15 protein-coding genes and 1 rRNA gene are annotated in these 17,447 nt (G+C 40.6%); 14 read left to right on the plus strand and 2 right to left on the minus strand.

The features are described from left to right. Positions 1–5: 5 nt before the first annotated feature. The 4 genes from G596_RS0117505 (at position 6) to G596_RS0117520 (ending at position 4,132) form a co-directional block, all read left to right on the plus strand. Positions 6–791, plus strand: coding sequence for a response regulator (locus G596_RS0117505; RefSeq protein WP_022763122.1), 786 nt, complete (start codon positions 6–8; stop codon positions 789–791). A gap of 138 nt (positions 792–929) precedes the next feature. Further along, positions 930–2,147, plus strand: a complete 1,218-nt coding sequence (locus G596_RS0117510) for an iron-containing alcohol dehydrogenase (protein WP_022763123.1) — start codon at positions 930–932, stop codon at positions 2,145–2,147. 188 nt (positions 2,148–2,335) lie between these two features. Further along, positions 2,336–2,584, plus strand: coding sequence for a DUF6171 family protein (locus G596_RS0117515; protein WP_022763124.1), 249 nt, complete (start codon positions 2,336–2,338; stop codon positions 2,582–2,584). Positions 2,585–2,611: 27 nt separating this feature from the next. Beyond that, a complete protein-coding gene (locus G596_RS0117520; protein WP_022763125.1) occupies positions 2,612–4,132 on the plus strand; it encodes an alpha-N-arabinofuranosidase in 1,521 nt (506 codons plus the stop codon). A 6-nt stretch (positions 4,133–4,138) separates the two neighbouring features. Here the strand turns inward: G596_RS0117520 and G596_RS0117525 are convergent, their stop codons facing one another. Then, positions 4,139–5,488: an MATE family efflux transporter gene (locus G596_RS0117525; protein ID WP_022763126.1), complete on the minus strand. Its 1,350-nt coding sequence runs from the start codon at positions 5,486–5,488 to the stop codon at positions 4,139–4,141. A 292-nt stretch (positions 5,489–5,780) separates the two neighbouring features. Here G596_RS0117525 and G596_RS0117530 point away from each other — a divergent pair, with 292 nt between their 5' ends. The 5 genes from G596_RS0117530 to G596_RS0117550 all read left to right on the plus strand — a co-directional run bounded on the left by G596_RS0117530 (position 5,781) and on the right by G596_RS0117550 (position 12,119). Next, positions 5,781–6,737 (plus strand): glycoside hydrolase family 43 protein, encoded by a 957-nt coding sequence (locus G596_RS0117530; RefSeq protein ID WP_022763127.1) that lies wholly within the window; start codon positions 5,781–5,783, stop codon positions 6,735–6,737. A gap of 24 nt (positions 6,738–6,761) precedes the next feature. Next, entirely contained in the window at positions 6,762–8,402 is a 1,641-nt protein-coding gene (locus G596_RS22775; RefSeq protein WP_022763128.1) for a glycoside hydrolase family 43 protein, read from the plus strand. A 268-nt stretch (positions 8,403–8,670) separates the two neighbouring features. Continuing rightward, on the plus strand, positions 8,671–10,200 hold the full coding sequence (locus G596_RS0117540) for an ABC transporter substrate-binding protein (protein WP_022763129.1): 1,530 nt from the start codon (positions 8,671–8,673) through the stop codon (positions 10,198–10,200). Between the two features lie 61 nt (positions 10,201–10,261). Next, positions 10,262–11,179 (plus strand): carbohydrate ABC transporter permease, encoded by a 918-nt coding sequence (locus G596_RS0117545; RefSeq protein WP_022763130.1) that lies wholly within the window; start codon positions 10,262–10,264, stop codon positions 11,177–11,179. A 13-nt stretch (positions 11,180–11,192) separates the two neighbouring features. Then, complete coding sequence (locus G596_RS0117550) at positions 11,193–12,119, plus strand: carbohydrate ABC transporter permease (RefSeq protein WP_022763131.1); 927 nt, start codon at positions 11,193–11,195, stop codon at positions 12,117–12,119. A gap of 130 nt (positions 12,120–12,249) precedes the next feature. On the opposite strand, the gene G596_RS0117555 is transcribed toward G596_RS0117550, so the two are convergent. Beyond that, on the minus strand, positions 12,250–13,176 hold the full coding sequence (locus G596_RS0117555) for an ArsR/SmtB family transcription factor (protein ID WP_022763132.1): 927 nt from the start codon (positions 13,174–13,176) through the stop codon (positions 12,250–12,252). Between the two features lie 146 nt (positions 13,177–13,322). On the opposite strand from G596_RS0117555, the gene G596_RS0117560 reads away from it, so the two are divergent. From G596_RS0117560 to G596_RS0117585, 5 genes are all read left to right on the plus strand, one after another. Beyond that, positions 13,323–13,952 carry a lactate utilization protein gene (locus tag G596_RS0117560; RefSeq protein WP_022763133.1) on the plus strand — a complete coding sequence of 210 codons (630 nt, stop codon included), beginning with the start codon at positions 13,323–13,325 and terminating at the stop codon, positions 13,950–13,952. Positions 13,953–13,981: 29 nt separating this feature from the next. Beyond that, on the plus strand, positions 13,982–14,590 hold the full coding sequence (locus tag G596_RS0117565) for an MBL fold metallo-hydrolase (protein WP_022763134.1): 609 nt from the start codon (positions 13,982–13,984) through the stop codon (positions 14,588–14,590). Between the two features lie 7 nt (positions 14,591–14,597). Then, a complete protein-coding gene (locus G596_RS0117570; RefSeq protein ID WP_026498999.1) occupies positions 14,598–15,881 on the plus strand; it encodes a CapA family protein in 1,284 nt (427 codons plus the stop codon). Between the two features lie 34 nt (positions 15,882–15,915). Further along, the gene (gene pyk / locus G596_RS0117575; protein ID WP_022763136.1) at positions 15,916–16,926 is read left to right on the plus strand and encodes a pyruvate kinase; all 1,011 of its coding nucleotides are present in this window, start codon (positions 15,916–15,918) and stop codon (positions 16,924–16,926) included. Positions 16,927–17,270: 344 nt separating this feature from the next. Beyond that, positions 17,271–17,447 (plus strand): 16S ribosomal RNA (locus G596_RS0117585); the annotation flags it as partial.

Genomic DNA, 17,447 nt, shown 5'->3' on the forward strand with positions numbered 1-17,447 from the left:
TTCAAATGGGTAAGGAAAAAATGGGTAAGGAAAACGTGGTTATTTTAAGCTCGCAGGAAACATTTTCGGTGCACGGAATGGAAATGAAGCTTGCTGAAATAGGATGTGTTAGCAAATACATACCGATTGATATGAAAAAGCTACAAAGCAATACTGAGAGCTGCGAGCTCATAGTTTATTATATGGATGAGACTGTTTCTGATAGTGCTTCATTCCTGGTATATTTAAAAGACCTTTGCATGGAGAAGGAAAAAAGTCTTATTTTGATTGGTAAGCATGAAGAGTACAATGAAGCTATTAAAACCATACCGGGAAGGTGCATCACAGCTTGGTTTGAACGTCCCTTGGATATGAAGGCGTTCCTGGATACAGTGTCGGATGTATTTAGTCAGAGAATGTTGCAGCAGACACGAAAAGTCGTGCTTATAGTGGATGATGATGTGGCCTATATGCAGATGATTCGTGACTGGCTTAAGGATTCCTATCAAGTGGTTATGGCTAATACAGGTATAAAGGCAATCCGTTGGCTTACGGTTAACAAAGCAGATCTTGTGTTGCTTGATTATCAGATGCCCATAACCACAGGGCCGCAAATTTTTGAAATGCTAAAAAGTGATACGGAAACAGATGAACTTCCGGTAATGTTCCTGACAGGGCAAAAGAGCCGAGAGAGTGTCATGACAGCTATGAGGCTGAAACCGGTGGATTATATTCTTAAGAGCATCGGAAGAGATGCCCTCCGAGATAAGCTTGATCAGTACTTTGCTATTCAGAAAGCAATTGCACGCTAGTGCCGGATGAGGGCATGAAATAAAAAAACAACTTTCATATAAAAGTCAAGATTTGATTTATTTAAATTACCTCCTTATAATTATTTTGTGGGTTATGTTATTTATTTAACAAAATAATTATTTTAAGGAGGTATTTGTATGTCACGTTTTACACTGCCCAGAGATATCTATCATGGGAAAGGCGCACTTGAAGCGCTGAAGACTTTTGAGGGCAAAAGAGCCATCATTTGTACAGGTGGCGGTTCTATGAAAAGGGGCGGATTTCTTCAGAAGGTAGAAGAGTACCTGAAGGAAGCCGGAATGGAGACAGAGCTTTTTGAGGGTATCGAACCTGATCCGTCAGTTGAGACGGTTATGAAGGGTGCTGAAGCAATGCAGAAGTTCCAGCCTGACTGGATCGTTGCTATCGGTGGTGGTTCACCTATAGATGCTGCAAAGGCCATGTGGATTAAGTATGAGTATCCGGATACCACTTTTGAAGATATGTGTAAGGTTTTTGGCCTTCCTAAGCTTCGCACAAAGGCTAAATTCTGTGCTATTTCATCAACATCCGGCACAGCTACCGAGGTTACTGCATTTTCCATCATCACTGATTATCAGAAGGGCATTAAGTTCCCGATTGCTGATTTTGAGATTACTCCCGATGTAGCTATCGTTGATCCCGAACTTGCTCATACAATGCCTAAAAAGCTTGTTGCTCACACCGGTATGGATGCTATGACACATGCTGTTGAGGCTTATGTTTCCACAGCAAATTGTGATTACACAGATCCGCTTGCAATTCACGCTATAGAGATGATCCAGAAGAATCTTGTTAAGTCCTATAATGAAGACATGGATGCAAGAGATGCTATGCACAATGCTCAGTGCCTTGCAGGTATGGCATTCTCCAATGCACTTCTTGGAATCGTTCACTCAATGGCTCACAAGACAGGTGCAGCTTTTGCTGATCTCGGAGCTCATATCATCCATGGCGCAGCTAATGCGATGTACCTTCCTAAGGTAGTTGCATTCAACGCTAAGGACGAGACAGCTAAGAAGCGTTATGGCGTTATCGCTGATTACATGCACCTCGGCGGCAAGGATGACGATGAGAAGGTTGAACTCCTCATTGATTATCTTCGCAAGATGAATGATTCTCTTAACATCCCTCACAGCATAAACCATTATGGTCCCGACGGACTTCCGGCTGAACAGGGATTTGTTCCGGAGAATGTATTCCTTGAGAGACTCCATGACATTGCTGCTAACGCAATTCTTGATGCCTGCACAGGATCCAATCCCCGTCAGCCCAGCCAGGAAGAGATGGAGAAACTCCTTAAGTGCTGCTACTATGATACAGAAGTTGATTTCTAATCTTTATCAAAAACGCTTCATGAGTGATATGTACCCTCTTTACCGGACAAAACGGTAAGGAGGGTATTTTTTGCTCTTTGAGAAAAGCATAATTCCTACCCTGAAAGTGTTAATAAGTGTTTGCAAAGCAAATGCATTATGATAAAATATAAAATAATTTACATGCGTCTAAAATAAATGGGAAAAATATGGAAAACACCAGAGCTTGTAAGCATTGTCTTCTACGGGATATTGAAGGCGAAGAGAAGAAAATGATAAAAAAATATCGCGATGCCATAACTCCTGATAGCAGGGTTACGGATACAGTATATGAGAACAGGTTAGGTATATGTACACAGTGCGACAAGCTATCAATAGGGACCTGTCTTGTTTGCGGATGTTATGTGGAGTTAAGAGCACTGGGCATTGGTACACATTGCCCTAAGAAAAAATGGTAAATCCATTATTTAGAGGAGGAAGAGAAATTGGCTAAACTTTTAATCAACAACGAGAGTAAAAAATCAAAGATTGCACCTGAAATCTACGGACATTTTTCAGAACATCTCGGAAGGTGTATCTATGAAGGCCTTTATGTCGGGGATAATTCTGACATTCCTAATGTGAATGGTATGAGAAGTGATGTGGTTAAGGCACTTAAGGAAATGAAGATACCGGTACTTCGCTGGCCCGGTGGATGCTTTGCGGATGAGTATCATTGGATGGATGGCATTGGCCCCAAAGAAAAGAGAAAGAAGATGATCAACACACATTGGGGCGGTGTAGTTGAGGACAACAGTTTTGGAACACATGAATTCTTTGAGCTTACAAAGCAGCTTGGCTGTAAGACTTATGTTAATGCCAATATGGGATCAGGTACAGTAAGAGAGATGAGTGAATGGGTTGAATATATGACCTTTAACGGCGTATCACCTATGGCTGATCTCAGAAAAGAGAATGGTCATGAGGAGCCCTGGACGGTAGACTATCTTGGAGTTGGTAATGAAAACTGGGGATGTGGGGGCAACATGAGACCTACATACTATGCCGATGAATATAGAAGATATCAGACATATGTAAGAAACTACAACGGTTCTAAGCCAATTTCAAAGATTTGCTGTGGACCTAATGTTGATGATTATAACTGGACAAAAAATGTACTTGAAACCTGCTTTGATCATACACCCCCGCAGTTCCATGGCTTTATGGATGGACTTTCATTACATTACTATACTCTTCCTGAAACAGAGGATGACTGGAATGTAAAGGGATCAGCTACAAAGTTCACAGAGGAAGTATTCTATCAGACACTTAAGAGAAGTCTCTTCATGGATGAACTTATCAGAAAGCATGGAGCGATCATGGATCAGTATGATCCGGATAAGAAGATCGGTCTTATGGTTGATGAGTGGGGAATATGGACTGATGTTGAACCAGGCACTAATCCCGGATTCCTTTATCAGCAGAATACTATGCGTGATGCACTTGTAGCAGGAATGAACCTGAATATATTCAACAAGCATTCAGATAGGGTAAGGATGGCATGCATTGCACAGATGGTTAATGTTCTTCAGTCAGTTATTCATACTGAAAATGAGAAGATGATAAAAACTCCTACCTATCACGTATTTAAGGTGTTCAGATATCATCAGGGAGCGAACCTTCTTGATAGTGAACTTATCAACAATAGTAAGGTTGGTTCAGGCAAGAATGAACTTCCCAAGCTGTTTGAATCAGTTTCCGAGGATGAAAACGGAGTAGTGACAGTGACACTGACCAACAATTCCCTTGAAGCAGCTGAGGATGTTGAAATTGCTTTCACAAGTGATTCCGATTCATATAAAGTTGCAGAGGCTTCAGTGGTAACAGGTAAAATGGCAGATCACAACACCTTTGAGAACCCCGATGTTGTAACAGAAGATAAGTTTACTGATTACAACGAAAAAGAGAACGGAGTAACAGTAAAGATTCCTGCCTGCTCAGTTCTCATGCTCCGTTTGAAAAAATAAACTATATCAGTTCTTATTTAATCTTGTTCTTAATTGCTTCATTACAAGCATATACAGAATGTAAGAAAATACACCTGTCGTAAACCATGAGAGTGCATCACCTGCAACAGCGATAGCATAGCAGTGAACTCTCATGGAGACAAAAGCGGTAAGCAGCCTTGATACAAGCTCCATAATACCGAGCATCAGGGCTGTTTTTCCGTATCCGCAGGCTTGCATTGCATTTCTGTAAATGAAGATCATGGCAAGTGGGATATAGAAAAGAGCTGCCTCTGTAATATAAATCTTGCTATAAGGAAGATAGTCAGCCAGGTTTACGCCCTTGTCGAAAAACATACTTACAATGTAGGGCATCATAACTACGCTGAGGATACCGGTTATTACAGAATAAATTACAGAGATCTTCATGGCATCCTTCGTTCCCTGATGTACTCTGTCAAGATCACCATAACCGAAGTTCTGACCGACGAAAGCAGCAGTAGTCTGTCCTATGGAAGGCATTCCGGCAGTCATAAGATTTACTACTTTTCCTGCAGCTGTAAAACCGCCTATCGCAACTGACTGATAGATGTTGATTGATGCCTGCATGACCATTGTTCCGGAAGCTGTGATTCCAAACTGAAGAGCCATAGGGATACCGATGTTTAGCTGTTTCATGGCAAAGCCCTTATCCAGCTTCCAACTTCCTTTTACAGGTCTTAAAATATCCACCTTTTTATAAATGTAAATAATACACAGAATGGCTGACGCACCCTGTGATATATCTGTAGCAAGGGCAGCACCGAAGGTTCCCAGTCCAAATACAATGATGAATAAAAGGTCCAGAACGATATTAAGTGCAGCTGAAAAAATAAGGAAATACAGTGGCGTCTTACTGTTTCCGATTGCCCTTAGAGAAGCAGCAAAAAGATTATATCCGATAAGAGCAAAGCTTCCGGCGCATATGGTAATGATATAGGCATAGGCATAATCGTAGATGTCATCCGGAGTATTCATTATATGAAGAAGGCTTGGCATGCTGATTATGGCAATTACCGTCACCACTAAAGTGCTGATAACACCAAGAATGATCGCGTTTACAAAAGCCTGCCTTGTACCTTCCTTACTTCCCGCTCCAAACTGGTGGCTTATGAGAACTGTGTAACCTGTTGTCATACCATTGGCAAGTCCCATTATCATAAACATTATAGTTCCTGTGGACCCAACGGCCGCAAGAGCCTCGGGACCTACAAAACGTCCGACGATTACGGTATCTACCATGTTGTAGAACTGCTGGAAAATAAATCCTAAAAGTATCGGTATTACAAACTTTAAAAGTATCGGAAGGGGCTTCCCTTCAGTCATTTTTCCATTCATTTCTTATCTCCTCAAAATATGTCTAGTAATAAATAATTAAGTTTTGCAAAATTTATACAGTCAGATGATTTTATTCCAATGCAAATTCGTTTTCAAGTACCTTTTTATAAAATAGTTGAAATGTTTAGATAATAATAATATAATTTAGAATAATATAAAATAGTTCAGCAAATAATGAAAGTGATAATAGTGATTAACTTTATAAATTAACTTATGAATTTTAAAAATGTGATTAACTTATTAGCTGAACATTTTGAAACAAAAATTATTTATGTTTTGTGGGAAAGGTATTATGAGCAAGGAAAAAGAGCTTAAATATAATGAGCCATGGATTTTGCAGAGAGCTGATCCATATGTTGTTAAGGCAGATGACGGCTTTTACTATTTTACGGCGTCTGTACCTGAATATGACAAAATAGTGCTTAGAAGATCAGAGACACTTGCTGGCATTGCTGATGCAGAGGAACACACAATCTGGAAAAAGCATGACAGTGGAATAATGAGTAAGCACATCTGGGCACCCGAACTTCATAAGGTTATGGGCAGATGGTACATATACTTTGCGGGCGGTGAGACCCAGGATATCTGGAAGATAAGACCTTACGTGCTTGAATGTCAGAGCGATGATCCCATTGCCGGTCCCTGGGTGGAAAAAGGTAAGATGAAGTGCGCAGAGGATGATGAATTCTCCTTCAGAGCCTTTTCGCTTGATGCTACTGTTTTTGAGCATAGAGGCAAGTGGTATTACATATGGGCTGAGAAGGTTGGCGTCGGCAAACAGATTTCAAACCTGTATATCGCAGAAATGAAGAGCCCTTATGAGCTTAAGACAGTTCAGGTTCTTCTTACAACTCCCGATTATGACTGGGAGAGAGTTGGCTTTTGGGTCAACGAAGGCCCCGGCATTTTAAAGAAAAACGGGAAAATATTCATGACCTATTCAGCCAGTGAGACCGGTGTTGCATATTGCGTCGGCATGTTAACAGCCGATGAAGACGCAGATCTTCTTGATCCTAAGTCATGGACTAAGGAGAGATATCCTGTGCTTAAGAGTGATGCAGAAGCTGTGGTTTATGGCCCCGGTCATAATTCATTTACTGTAAATGATGATGGCGAGGATGTAATGGTATATCATGCACGAACTGAAACTGAGATAGAGGGAGATCCTCTGTATAATCCTAATCGCCATACTATGTTAATGAAAATCAGATATGACGAAAAGGGATATCCCATCTTTTCATGCAGATGAGGACATAAATAAGAGGAGCACAAAATGCATTCAACTAAATATATAAACTATGCGGCAATTGCTCTTGCGACAGCAGCTTTCGCGGTTTCTGCAAGTTGCTCCAAAGGAACTGGAGAATCGGACAATATGAAAACGGTAGAATCGGCAGATAACAGCAATTCATCAGATAGCAGCAATCTTGAAGCCAAGGTGGAGGATGATGGTATGACAGATAAAGCTGAAACCAGCATAAAGACAGGAGTTTATAAAAATGCCGTTTGTTGCCATGACCCTCAGGTAATCCTGGCGGATGGTACTTACTACATGACAGGAAGCCATCAGGTTCTTGCAAAATCGGATGACCTTAAGTCGTGGAGCTACATAGGTAACGGTAACAATGTTTTTGATAATCTCTTTTCAGGAGATCTCGATGCATTTAAATATGTCGGGAAAAATGAGGAAGGTGGCTATTCCGTATGGGCAGCCAACACCTTCTACAATGAAACAATGGGAAAGTATGTGATGTATTTCTGCACTACTTCTTCCTATATTAAGTCAAATCTCTGCATGGCAGTATCGGATGAACCCGGAGGGAAATATACATATACAGACACAATCCTGTATTCCGGTTTTACTAGCTCCCATGCTGCTGAGACAGATATTTATGACGTCCTTGGAGAAGACGCTGATCTTTCAGAATATTTAAAGCTTGGAGGATATGATAATAACAAATGGCCCAACTGTATAGACCCTGCAGTTTTCACAGATGAAGATGACCGCATGTGGATGGTATACGGCTCCTGGTCAGGTGGAATCTTCCTTTTGGAGCTTGATCCTGAAACGGGGAGGCCTATTCATCCTATTGAAGAAGCAGCAAAGGGCGGAGAGGATGCGCCTGATCCTTACTATGGCTACAAACTTGTAGGTGGTGGACACCACGCTATTGAAGGTCCTTATATTACATATTCCAAGGAAACCGGATACTATTACCTTTTCGTATCCTATGGAGGACTTACTTCAAATGGTGGATATCAGATAAGGCAGTTTAGAAGCGAAAATTCCACAGGACCATACGTTGATGCAGCCGGTAACAGGCTGGGAGATGAGGAAAACTACATGAGCTATGGCCTTAAAATGATGGGGAATTACAGACTTCCCAGTTTGTCGGTGACATACATGGCTCCCGGTGGACAGTCTGTTTTTCAGGATGAAAATGGCGAATACTACATAGTTTATCACCAGCGCTTTGATGATGGACAGGAATTCCATGAACCCAGAGTACATAAGCTTTTCATGACAAAGGACGGCTGGTTTACGGCAGCGCCCTTTGAGTACACAGGCGATGAAGGAATGTCTTCAATAAGTGAAAAAACGGATGTAACCCCTGACATGTTAAATGGTACATTTTATCTGTTGAATCATGGTCTTGATGTTAATGAGTTTGTAAATAAGCCCGTAAAATGCACCTTTGAAAATGGCAGTATTACACCTGATGAAGGCGGCGAAATGACCGGTGGAACTTATGCTATAAATAGTGGCGAGCCTTACGTGACTATTACAATTGACGGAGTGGAGTATGAAGGCTGCGCTTTTACCATGACAGATGAAGCCGGAAACAGCACTTTATGTATCTCTGCAAAGGGTAATGATAACAAGACAATATGGGCTGTTAAGTATCTGCAATAGGCATTGGTAAATTATAAGAAGGCTATACTATAGTGTTGTGACCATGGATTATGGCAGTGAACACAAAATAGCAATATTGTAAAGAGAATTCAGCAATTATTGATAAGTTTGTTTGAATATACAAAAACTATTTTACAAATTTGTTAAAAACAACAAAAATGTAAAATGTTTTACAAAAATCTAAAATAATTGTTGACGTTCTAAATTTGTTTGTTTAAGATTACTATATAAGTTAATCACTAACTGAGGATTTTTAGGAGGATTTAACATGAGAAGGAAGTTTTTAGGTATTGCAATGGCAAGTGTAATGGGGCTTAGTGCTCTGACAGGCTGTGCTACAACAACAGTTGAGGAAGCTGGAGAGGCTGAGAGCACAGAAGCTAAGACAGAGGAAGGTAGTGGAGCAGAAACTGCAGACGCAGGAGATGCAACAGAAACTGCTGATGCAGCAGAGGCTGAGAGTACAGACGGTTCTTCAACTGACTCACTTACAGGTAACGGAGATAAGACACTCCATGTATTTCTTTACATGCAGGAGCATGAGAAGAAGATTTACGAAGAGCTTGTAAAGCAGTTCGTAGATGAGCACAAGGACGAGATCAAGGAAGTTGTTTTTGAAGTAACAACTCAGGATGAATACAATCAGAAGATGATTGCTAACATGACAGCTAATGATATGCCTGATGTATTCTATGTAGGACCTGCAGCAGTTCGTTCTTATGTAGATAATGGATATGTTCTTCCTCTTGACGATTATGTTGATGCTGACACAATCGGAAGCGTATGGGGAACAACACAGGAGATTTACCGTTATGATGGTAAGAATGTTGGAAGCGGCTCACTTTACGCACTTCCCAAGGATCTTTCCTGCTTCGCATTTGCTTACAACCAGGATCTTTTCGATGCAGCAGGTCTTGAGTATCCTGATCCGGAAAAGCCTTATACATACGATGAATTCATAGAAGTTTGTGAGAAGCTCACAATTGATAAGGATGGTGATGGAGAGATTGACCAGTGGGGTGTAGCTAACGCTGATCAGTTTGGTATGACTCCTTTCCTTTATTCAAACGGAGTTAAGTTCCTTAACGATGACATGACTAAGGTTAACGTTGCAAACAATGAGCCTCTTAAGGAAGCGCTTACATTCTATACAGACCTTACAAAGAACGGTCTTACACCTTCAGTTGAGCAGGATACAGCTCTTGGTGGATACCAGAGATGGCTTGATGGACAGGTTGCATTCTATGCATGTGGAACATGGGACGTTGCAGCATTCATGGATGACGCTACATTCCCTTACAAGTGGAACCTTTGCGGATGGCCTGTAGGACCTTCAGGTGACGGAAGATCACACACATGGATGGGATCAGTTGGTTACTGTGTATCTGCAACATCTGAGAATCCTGATCTTGCAGCACAGCTCGCAGCTAAGCTTTCAACAGACGAAGAAGGTCAGAAGGCTGTATCAGGTATCACAACTGGTGAGTCTATCCAGCTTCCTAATATCACAGAGCTTGCTTATGGTGAGTTCAAGGATGCTGTAAACAGCGGCAAAGTTCCTTATGCTTCAAATGTAGATGTAATATTCGGATATTTTGATGGTAATGATCACTATGCAGCAGCACTTCAGGAAACAGATTACACATACAATGCTGAGTGGTTCACTCCTTTCTGGTCAGGTGTATTCAATATCAAGAATGGCGATATCAGTGTAGAGGATTATTTACAGCAGGTTGAGCCTGAAATGCAGGAAGCTCTTGACGAAGCAATCGAGCTTCAGAATTCTGCGACAAACTAATGGGTTATCATTCTAGCCCCTTCACAAATGAAGGGGCTGGATTTTTAAGGAGTATTTTTTTATGGCATCAAAAAAAGTAAAAGTTCAGATGTCTGCGATGGCAAAGAGAGAAGAACGCTGGGCGTGGCTCTTTATTGCGGCTCCGTTCGTGGGGTTCATGCTTTTTATGGCATATCCAATTGTGTTTGCCCTGATTGCCAGTACAAGCAAATGGACAGGCATTAACTCACTATGGGGTAATATTGTAGGCCTTAGGAATTACATCAAAATCTTAAATGACGCAAAATTCTGGAAAGCTATGGGAACTACTATCATTTATATGATTGGGATCCCGATTGGGATGATTCTTGGAATTCTTGTAGCTATGGGATTGAACAGAAAGATTCCCGGAAAGAGATTTCTCACTACAATGTACTATGTACCGGTTGTTTCTTCACTGGTTGCTGTGTCGATTCTCTGGGCTTGGGTTTTCAACTATGACTATGGTCTTTTAAACGGAATCTATAAGGCACTCACCGGTCTTCATGGTCCTAACTGGCTCGGAGATGAGCTGATGGTAAAAATATCCCTCATCATCTTCATGGTATGGAAGGGACTTGGAGGCACAATTATCCTATATCTTGCAGGACTTCAGAACATTCCGAGAGATTATTATGAAGCAGCAATGATCGATGGCGCTAACAGCTGGCAGAAGTTTAAGAGCATCACACTGCCGCTGCTTTCACCTGTTACATTCTACGTACTTATTACTTCACTTATTGGAGGATTCCAGGTATTTGTAGAAGTGCAGGTTATGACACCTTCAGGTGGACCGAACTACAGTGCAGCAACAGTAGTGTTCTACCTGTATGAAAAGGCGTTTACCAACGGTCAGCTCGGCTACGGTAGTGCAGTAGCAGTAATTCTTGCGATTATCATATTCATTATCACTGCCATCAATTTTTGGGGACAGGATAAATGGGTAAAAACTATAGATTAAGGAGGTGTGACAGATGGAACTTGCACTGAAAGCAAAATCAAATGCGAATTCAGACTCATCAAGAAGATCAAAAGCAAACGCAAAAGATTACCAGAGTGATCGCGTCACATCTTCGAAAGAGAAGGCCATGAACGTGGTGATCTTCATAGTTCTTTTTCTGTTTGCAATTACAATGGTGTTTCCGCTTATTTATATGGTAGCAACATCATTTATGACAAAAAATCAAATATTATCAGGATCATTGACACTATTTCCGAATCCTATTCTTATAGGAAAATATAGTCAGGTTCTCAGCAAAGGACAGTTTATCTCGGGAATTATCAATACTGTTACGGTTGAGATCCCGGTTTTGTTAATCGGTGGATTTACATCATCGCTTGCGGCATTTGCATTTGCAAAGATGAACTTTCGCGGGAAAAATGCACTATTCCTTGCGCTTCTTGCAACAATAATGATTCCTTTTGCAGTTGTTATGATTCCACAGTATGTATTGTTTACAAAGCTTGGATGGACTAATTCACTGGCTCCGCTTATCATTCCTGGATGTTTTGGCAATGTCAGTATGATATTCTTCCTAAGACAGAATTTGTACAGCATACCGACAGAGCTTATGGATGCAGCAAAAATCGATGGCTGTAACTACTTTGAGATATACTACAAAATATTCCTGCCTCTTATGAAGGGTGCTCTTGGAACACAGCTTATGCTTTGGTTTATGGGAATATGGAATGACTATCTTGCACCTACGATTTTCCTTAGAAGTGAGAAACACTGGACATTGCAGGTGGTTATCAGATCCTTTAATTCGTACTATGCAATCCAGAGTGATTATGCGCTTATTATGGCGGCTTCGGTAATAGCAATGCTTCCTACACTGGTATTATTCTTCTTATTCCAGAGAGTAATCATTGAATCTATTGCTATAAGTGGTATTAAATAAAATTTTGATTAATAAAAAAGCTTCCCCAATTAAAGCCTTCCCCTTTGGAGGGAAGGTGGCACATCGATTAAAGCCTTCCCCTTTGGGGGGAAGGTGGCACGAAGTGCCGGATGAGGGGAAGCTCTTATTTTTATGCCTCAGTAGAAATAGGACTGTAAGCAATCTTTACATTTATATCCTGACTGTAGTTTCCGAAAGTCTTACCAAATATTGTCAGACCGCCCACATGCTCAGTGTCTTCGGGAACAGCCATTTTAAACTTGATTGAACTTTTGCTTGTCAGATTGAAGTGATCAATGTTGATGTCTGAAATCTGTAAGCCATCAATAAAAGTACCACGATGATTTATCACCAGCATTTTAAGTAATCCATACTGATTCCAATTGGGGAACCACCAGTCCGGAGTGAAGATACCCTTCACATCACCGAAATCTCCGGGTGAAATCCATTTTCCAAGAAACTCATTATTGAGATAAAAATGAATGTCTGAAGGCCACACATTATTAACTCCGGGAGCTTCACTTGAAAGCTCTGCAGAGATACATATCTCATCTATTTTCTGATTGAAAGGAATAAAGTTTGGAACTACATATTCCACATGTCCCTTTGTGAACCAGAGAATATCTGCATTGTAGCGATCGGGATGAGAGAAGTATCTGGTGTCATCCACCTCACCGATAATATTGGTTGAGGATGCAAGACCGCAGGTAGGAAAAACTTCGTAATCAGCGAATTGTCCAACCTTGATGTCTGCAGTATATATATTTTCGTTCTTTTCTTCGTCCTGAATATCTATAAGAATTTTGTCTACATGAACAGAGCAGATTTTTTGATTACCATGTCCGTTTGTCTCGTTGCTGACAGTAATCATACCGCATTCTTCAAGCTTTCTTATATGGCTTGTGAGCGCACCATTGGTAATATTAAGCCTGCTTGCGAGCTCATTCATGTTCATTCCGTTTTCTTCCAATAGAATTTTGATGATTTCGATTCTGACATCAGATCCCAGAGCCTTGAAGAGGTCGAGCCCTTCTGATAAAGATTTAATATGAAGCATGACTACTCCTTTAAATAAAAGTAAAATATTTAACAAAAATATAATATCACAGAAAGCAGCTAGCTTTCAATAAAATAAAAATCGATGTTTGGCTTTGTTTTCATAATGGAAACAGTTAAAATTAAAAGAAAACAGGAGGAGATCACATGAACGAGAATATTACAAAGAGAAACGAACTGCTGGCTCAGAAAGTAATAAAAGGTCTTGAATCAAGAAATATGAGCGGTTACTACGCAGCTACAAGAGAAGAAGCTGTAAAGAAGGCTCTTGAAATCATTGAGGAAGGCAGCACGGTTACCATGGGCGGAGCGATGTCGGCTCACGAGATAGGACTTGTAGATGCTGTGAAAAACGGAAACTACAACTTTATCGACAGAGATGCTGCTACGGATAAAAGAGCTGCAATGCTTGCGGCTTATGATGCGGATGTATTTCTTTCAAGCGCAAATGCAATGACAGAAGATGGCATAATAGTGAACATTGATGGAAATTCTAACAGAGTATCCGCTATAGCCCAGGGGCCTAAAAAGGTTCTCTTTATAGTAGGAATGAATAAAATCTGTGACGATCTTGACGGCGCTATGAAGAGAGCACGAAATGTGGCAGCTCCGATTAATGCTCAGCGTTTTGGACTCTCCACACCATGTGCAAAAACCGGTGCATGCATGGATTGTAAATCTCCGGATACAATTTGCTGTCAGTTTTTGATTACTAGATTTTCAAGACATGAAGGCAGAATACATGTAATTCTTGTAAACGATATTCTGGGATTTTAATTTGACGGATTTTAATAGAGGCTCATAACATGACACGAATAGATGAAAAAATTAAATTCCTGGAATCATCTGAAAAACCGCTGTCTGCAGATATATATTTTATAGAAGGAAACGAATATACATATATTATAGATGCAGGCAGCAATGATGCAGCATTTGAGTATATAAACAGCATCGATAAAAAGAAAATTATCATCACTCATTTTCATCAGGATCACTGCGAAAACATGAATCGAATCAATATTTCCGACGATAATCTTTATGTTGGAAAACACACCCGGAAAACTATAGGAAAAGGAACGATAGTTGAAACAGAAATAAAAATAAATGACGGAATTAACATAAGAATTCTTCCTATAAAAAACAGTCATGCAAAAGATTCTCTCTGCGTGGTTGTTAATGATGAGTATCTTTTTCTGGGTGATTCCTTTTACAGCAGCACAAAGGGATACAACGTATCGCTATTGCATGATGAAATAGCGCTTCTTGAGAGTATAACTTTCAGCAAGGCAGTCCTTAGTCATGATAACACGATTCACGACCGAGACTATGTACTTGGAAATCTCAAAGAAATTTTTGCTCTTAGGCAAAAGAATCAACCATTTATCAGCAATGAACTACTAAGGAAATATGAGTGATAATATTATGAAAAGACCTTTGACTAAGATGCTTGTCATCTTACTATTTGTTTGTGGTTGCAGTAAAGAACATACGGTGACTCAAAAGCAGCCTGAATCTGTGAATCAGGAAAATTTGGAAAATACAGAAAAACCATCAGAGAATAGTGACGGACAAACCGGACAATCTGAGCAGGAAGAAGTAGAGATAGAAACAGTAGAGGCAGAAGAGACAGATCAACCGGACAAACCGGATCAATCCGATCAATCAGAGGCTCAACCTGCGGAAAATTCCCTGACACTTTGCATGGTTGGAGATATTTTGCTGCACACACCTATAGAGGAGAGATCACGCGACGATAACGGAACTTACGATTTTGCACCCATATTTTCAGAGATGAAGGATGATATCTCATCTTATGATATTGCGGTTGTTAACGAGGAAGTTATCATAGGCGGTGAAGAACTGGGCATAAGCGGATATCCTGCTTTCAACGCTCCTTATGCTATAGGAGATGCCCTTGTAAACTCCGGCTTTGATGTCATATGCCATGCAACAAATCATGTACTTGATAAAGGAAAAAGCGGTCTTTTAAATACTTGCAACTTTTGGAACGAAAACTATCCGGACATAACAGTCATAGGTATAAACGAGGCAGCGGAAGATAAAGAACGTGTAGATATTATAGAAAGAAACGGGATCAAAATCGCGCTTCTTAATTATACATACGGAACAAATGGCATCTCGCAGCCTGCTGACATGCCGTATGCAGTTGACCTTCTGGAGGAAGATAAAGTCATAAAAGATCTGGAATATGCAGAGCAAAATGCTGATTTTACTGTTGTATTTCCGCATTGGGGTACGGAGTATCGTCTTACCCCGGACTCGTCACAGCAAAAATGGACAGGCATATTTGAGGAGCATGGAGCAGATCTTGTCATTGGAACGCATCCGCATGTTATAGAGCCTATTGAGTTTATTGACGACAAAATGCTTGTCTACTATTCTTTAGGCAATTTTGTAAACTGGACTTCCGGAACAGGTGAAGGGACCACCAACAGAATGGTTGGCGGAATGGCAGGTGTTACCATAAAAAAGGACAGTGATGGTGTTACTTCCATATCTGATTATGGAGTAAAGGCCCTTGTCTGTCATGTGTCAGATGAAAAAGGCGGAATCAGGGTTTTTCCGCTGCGAGATTATCCCGAGGAGCTTGCAGCAGTAAATGCAATAATTGCACAGGACAGTTCCTTTTCAAAAGAAAAGTGCATAGAGCTGTGCAATGAGGTATGGGGAGATACATGGGACTGATAGTATAGTCGGATTGGAGAATGAGATTAAATTTATGGTGGATATTTTTGGAACACTAGGACCAAGCTGTAATGATGAAGCAACGCTAAAAGCTATGTTTATGGCAGGCATGACAGGGGTAAGAATTAATTTGTCACACGTTATGCTAAGAGATAATGAGGAACTGCTTAATTTTGTAAAAAGGGCTGCCGAATCTGTATGTATAGATCCCAAAATCCTTATCGATTTGCAAGGACCTGAGCTTAGAATCGGCAATCTTCAAAAAGAAATAAATTTATGTTCCGGAGATGAAATACCGGTTAGGCGTGAAGGCTATCATGGAGTAATCTCTGATGTTATCCCTCTCGATAAAAGAATATTTGAAGAGATGGAAGAAGGAGATGAGATACTTCTTGATGACGGGAAGATACTTGCCGGAGTAGAACATAGGAGCAACAATGAGGCAATACTCAAAATAATCAGAGGCGGAATACTTAATAGTAGGAAAAGTATTCTGATTAAAGGAAAAACAATTCTGATGCCAACACTTACATCTGATGATATTAGCAATATCAGTGACGCAGTTAAGCTCGGGGTGACCGGTGTCATGCAGCCTTTTGTCAGGAACAGGCAGGATCTTCAAATACTTAGAAAAACATTGGATGATGCAGGTGGAGATAAAATAGAGATATACGCCAAAATCGAAAACATGGATGGCGTTGGAATGCTTCCGGATATAATGGATGAATGCGATGAGATAGTAATTGCCAGAGGCGACCTTGGAAATGCGATGCCTCTTTGGGAGCTGCCGTATGTACAGAAGCGTATATCAAAAGAATGCCGAACCAGATCAAAACGTTTTATGGTAGTTACCCAGATGCTGGCATCGATGGAACACAGTCCCATTCCAACCAGAGCAGAAGTAAGCGACATTTATAATGCTGTTGCGGATGGAGCATCCTCTGTAATGGTTACGGGAGAGACTGCGATCGGTGAATATCCGGTGGAAGTAATTGGATTTTTATCAAAAACGGCATTGCAATATGAAAAATCCAAGAAAATATAGAGATGTTATTACGTGAAAACTCAGTATATATCAGGGGATATGGGAAACGCAAAAATTTTTTTTGATTTTTTGAAAAAAAATTCAAATTTATTGTTGACACTATATAACCTTAGTGATATATTAAATATCGCTGCGGCGCACGGCAGTAAACAGAAAGCCCGCGAGCCCAGTATTTATCAGCACTTTGACAATAAAATAGTAATGCAACCCTGAAAATTCCAAAAAGAATATTCAGAGAACAAAACAACCTAACTTAGGTAAAAACGGACAGAACAAAGCCAAGCAATGTTCTGGCCAGAGAGAACTTGATTACTAAGACCCAAAAGGGTTTAAGTAATAGATTTAAACGTGAGAGTTCGATCCTGGCTCAGGATGAACGCTGGCGGCGTGCCTAACACATGCAAGTCGAACGGAGATTTAACGCTGATGAGGCTTCGGCGGAATCTTGTTAAATCTTAGTGGCGGACGGGTGAGTAACGCGTGGGCAACCTGCCTCGTACTGGGGGATAACAGTTGGAAAC

The sequence above is a fragment of the Butyrivibrio sp. AD3002 genome (assembly GCF_000420905.1).
In the GTDB taxonomy this organism is placed as follows: domain Bacteria; phylum Bacillota; class Clostridia; order Lachnospirales; family Lachnospiraceae; genus Butyrivibrio.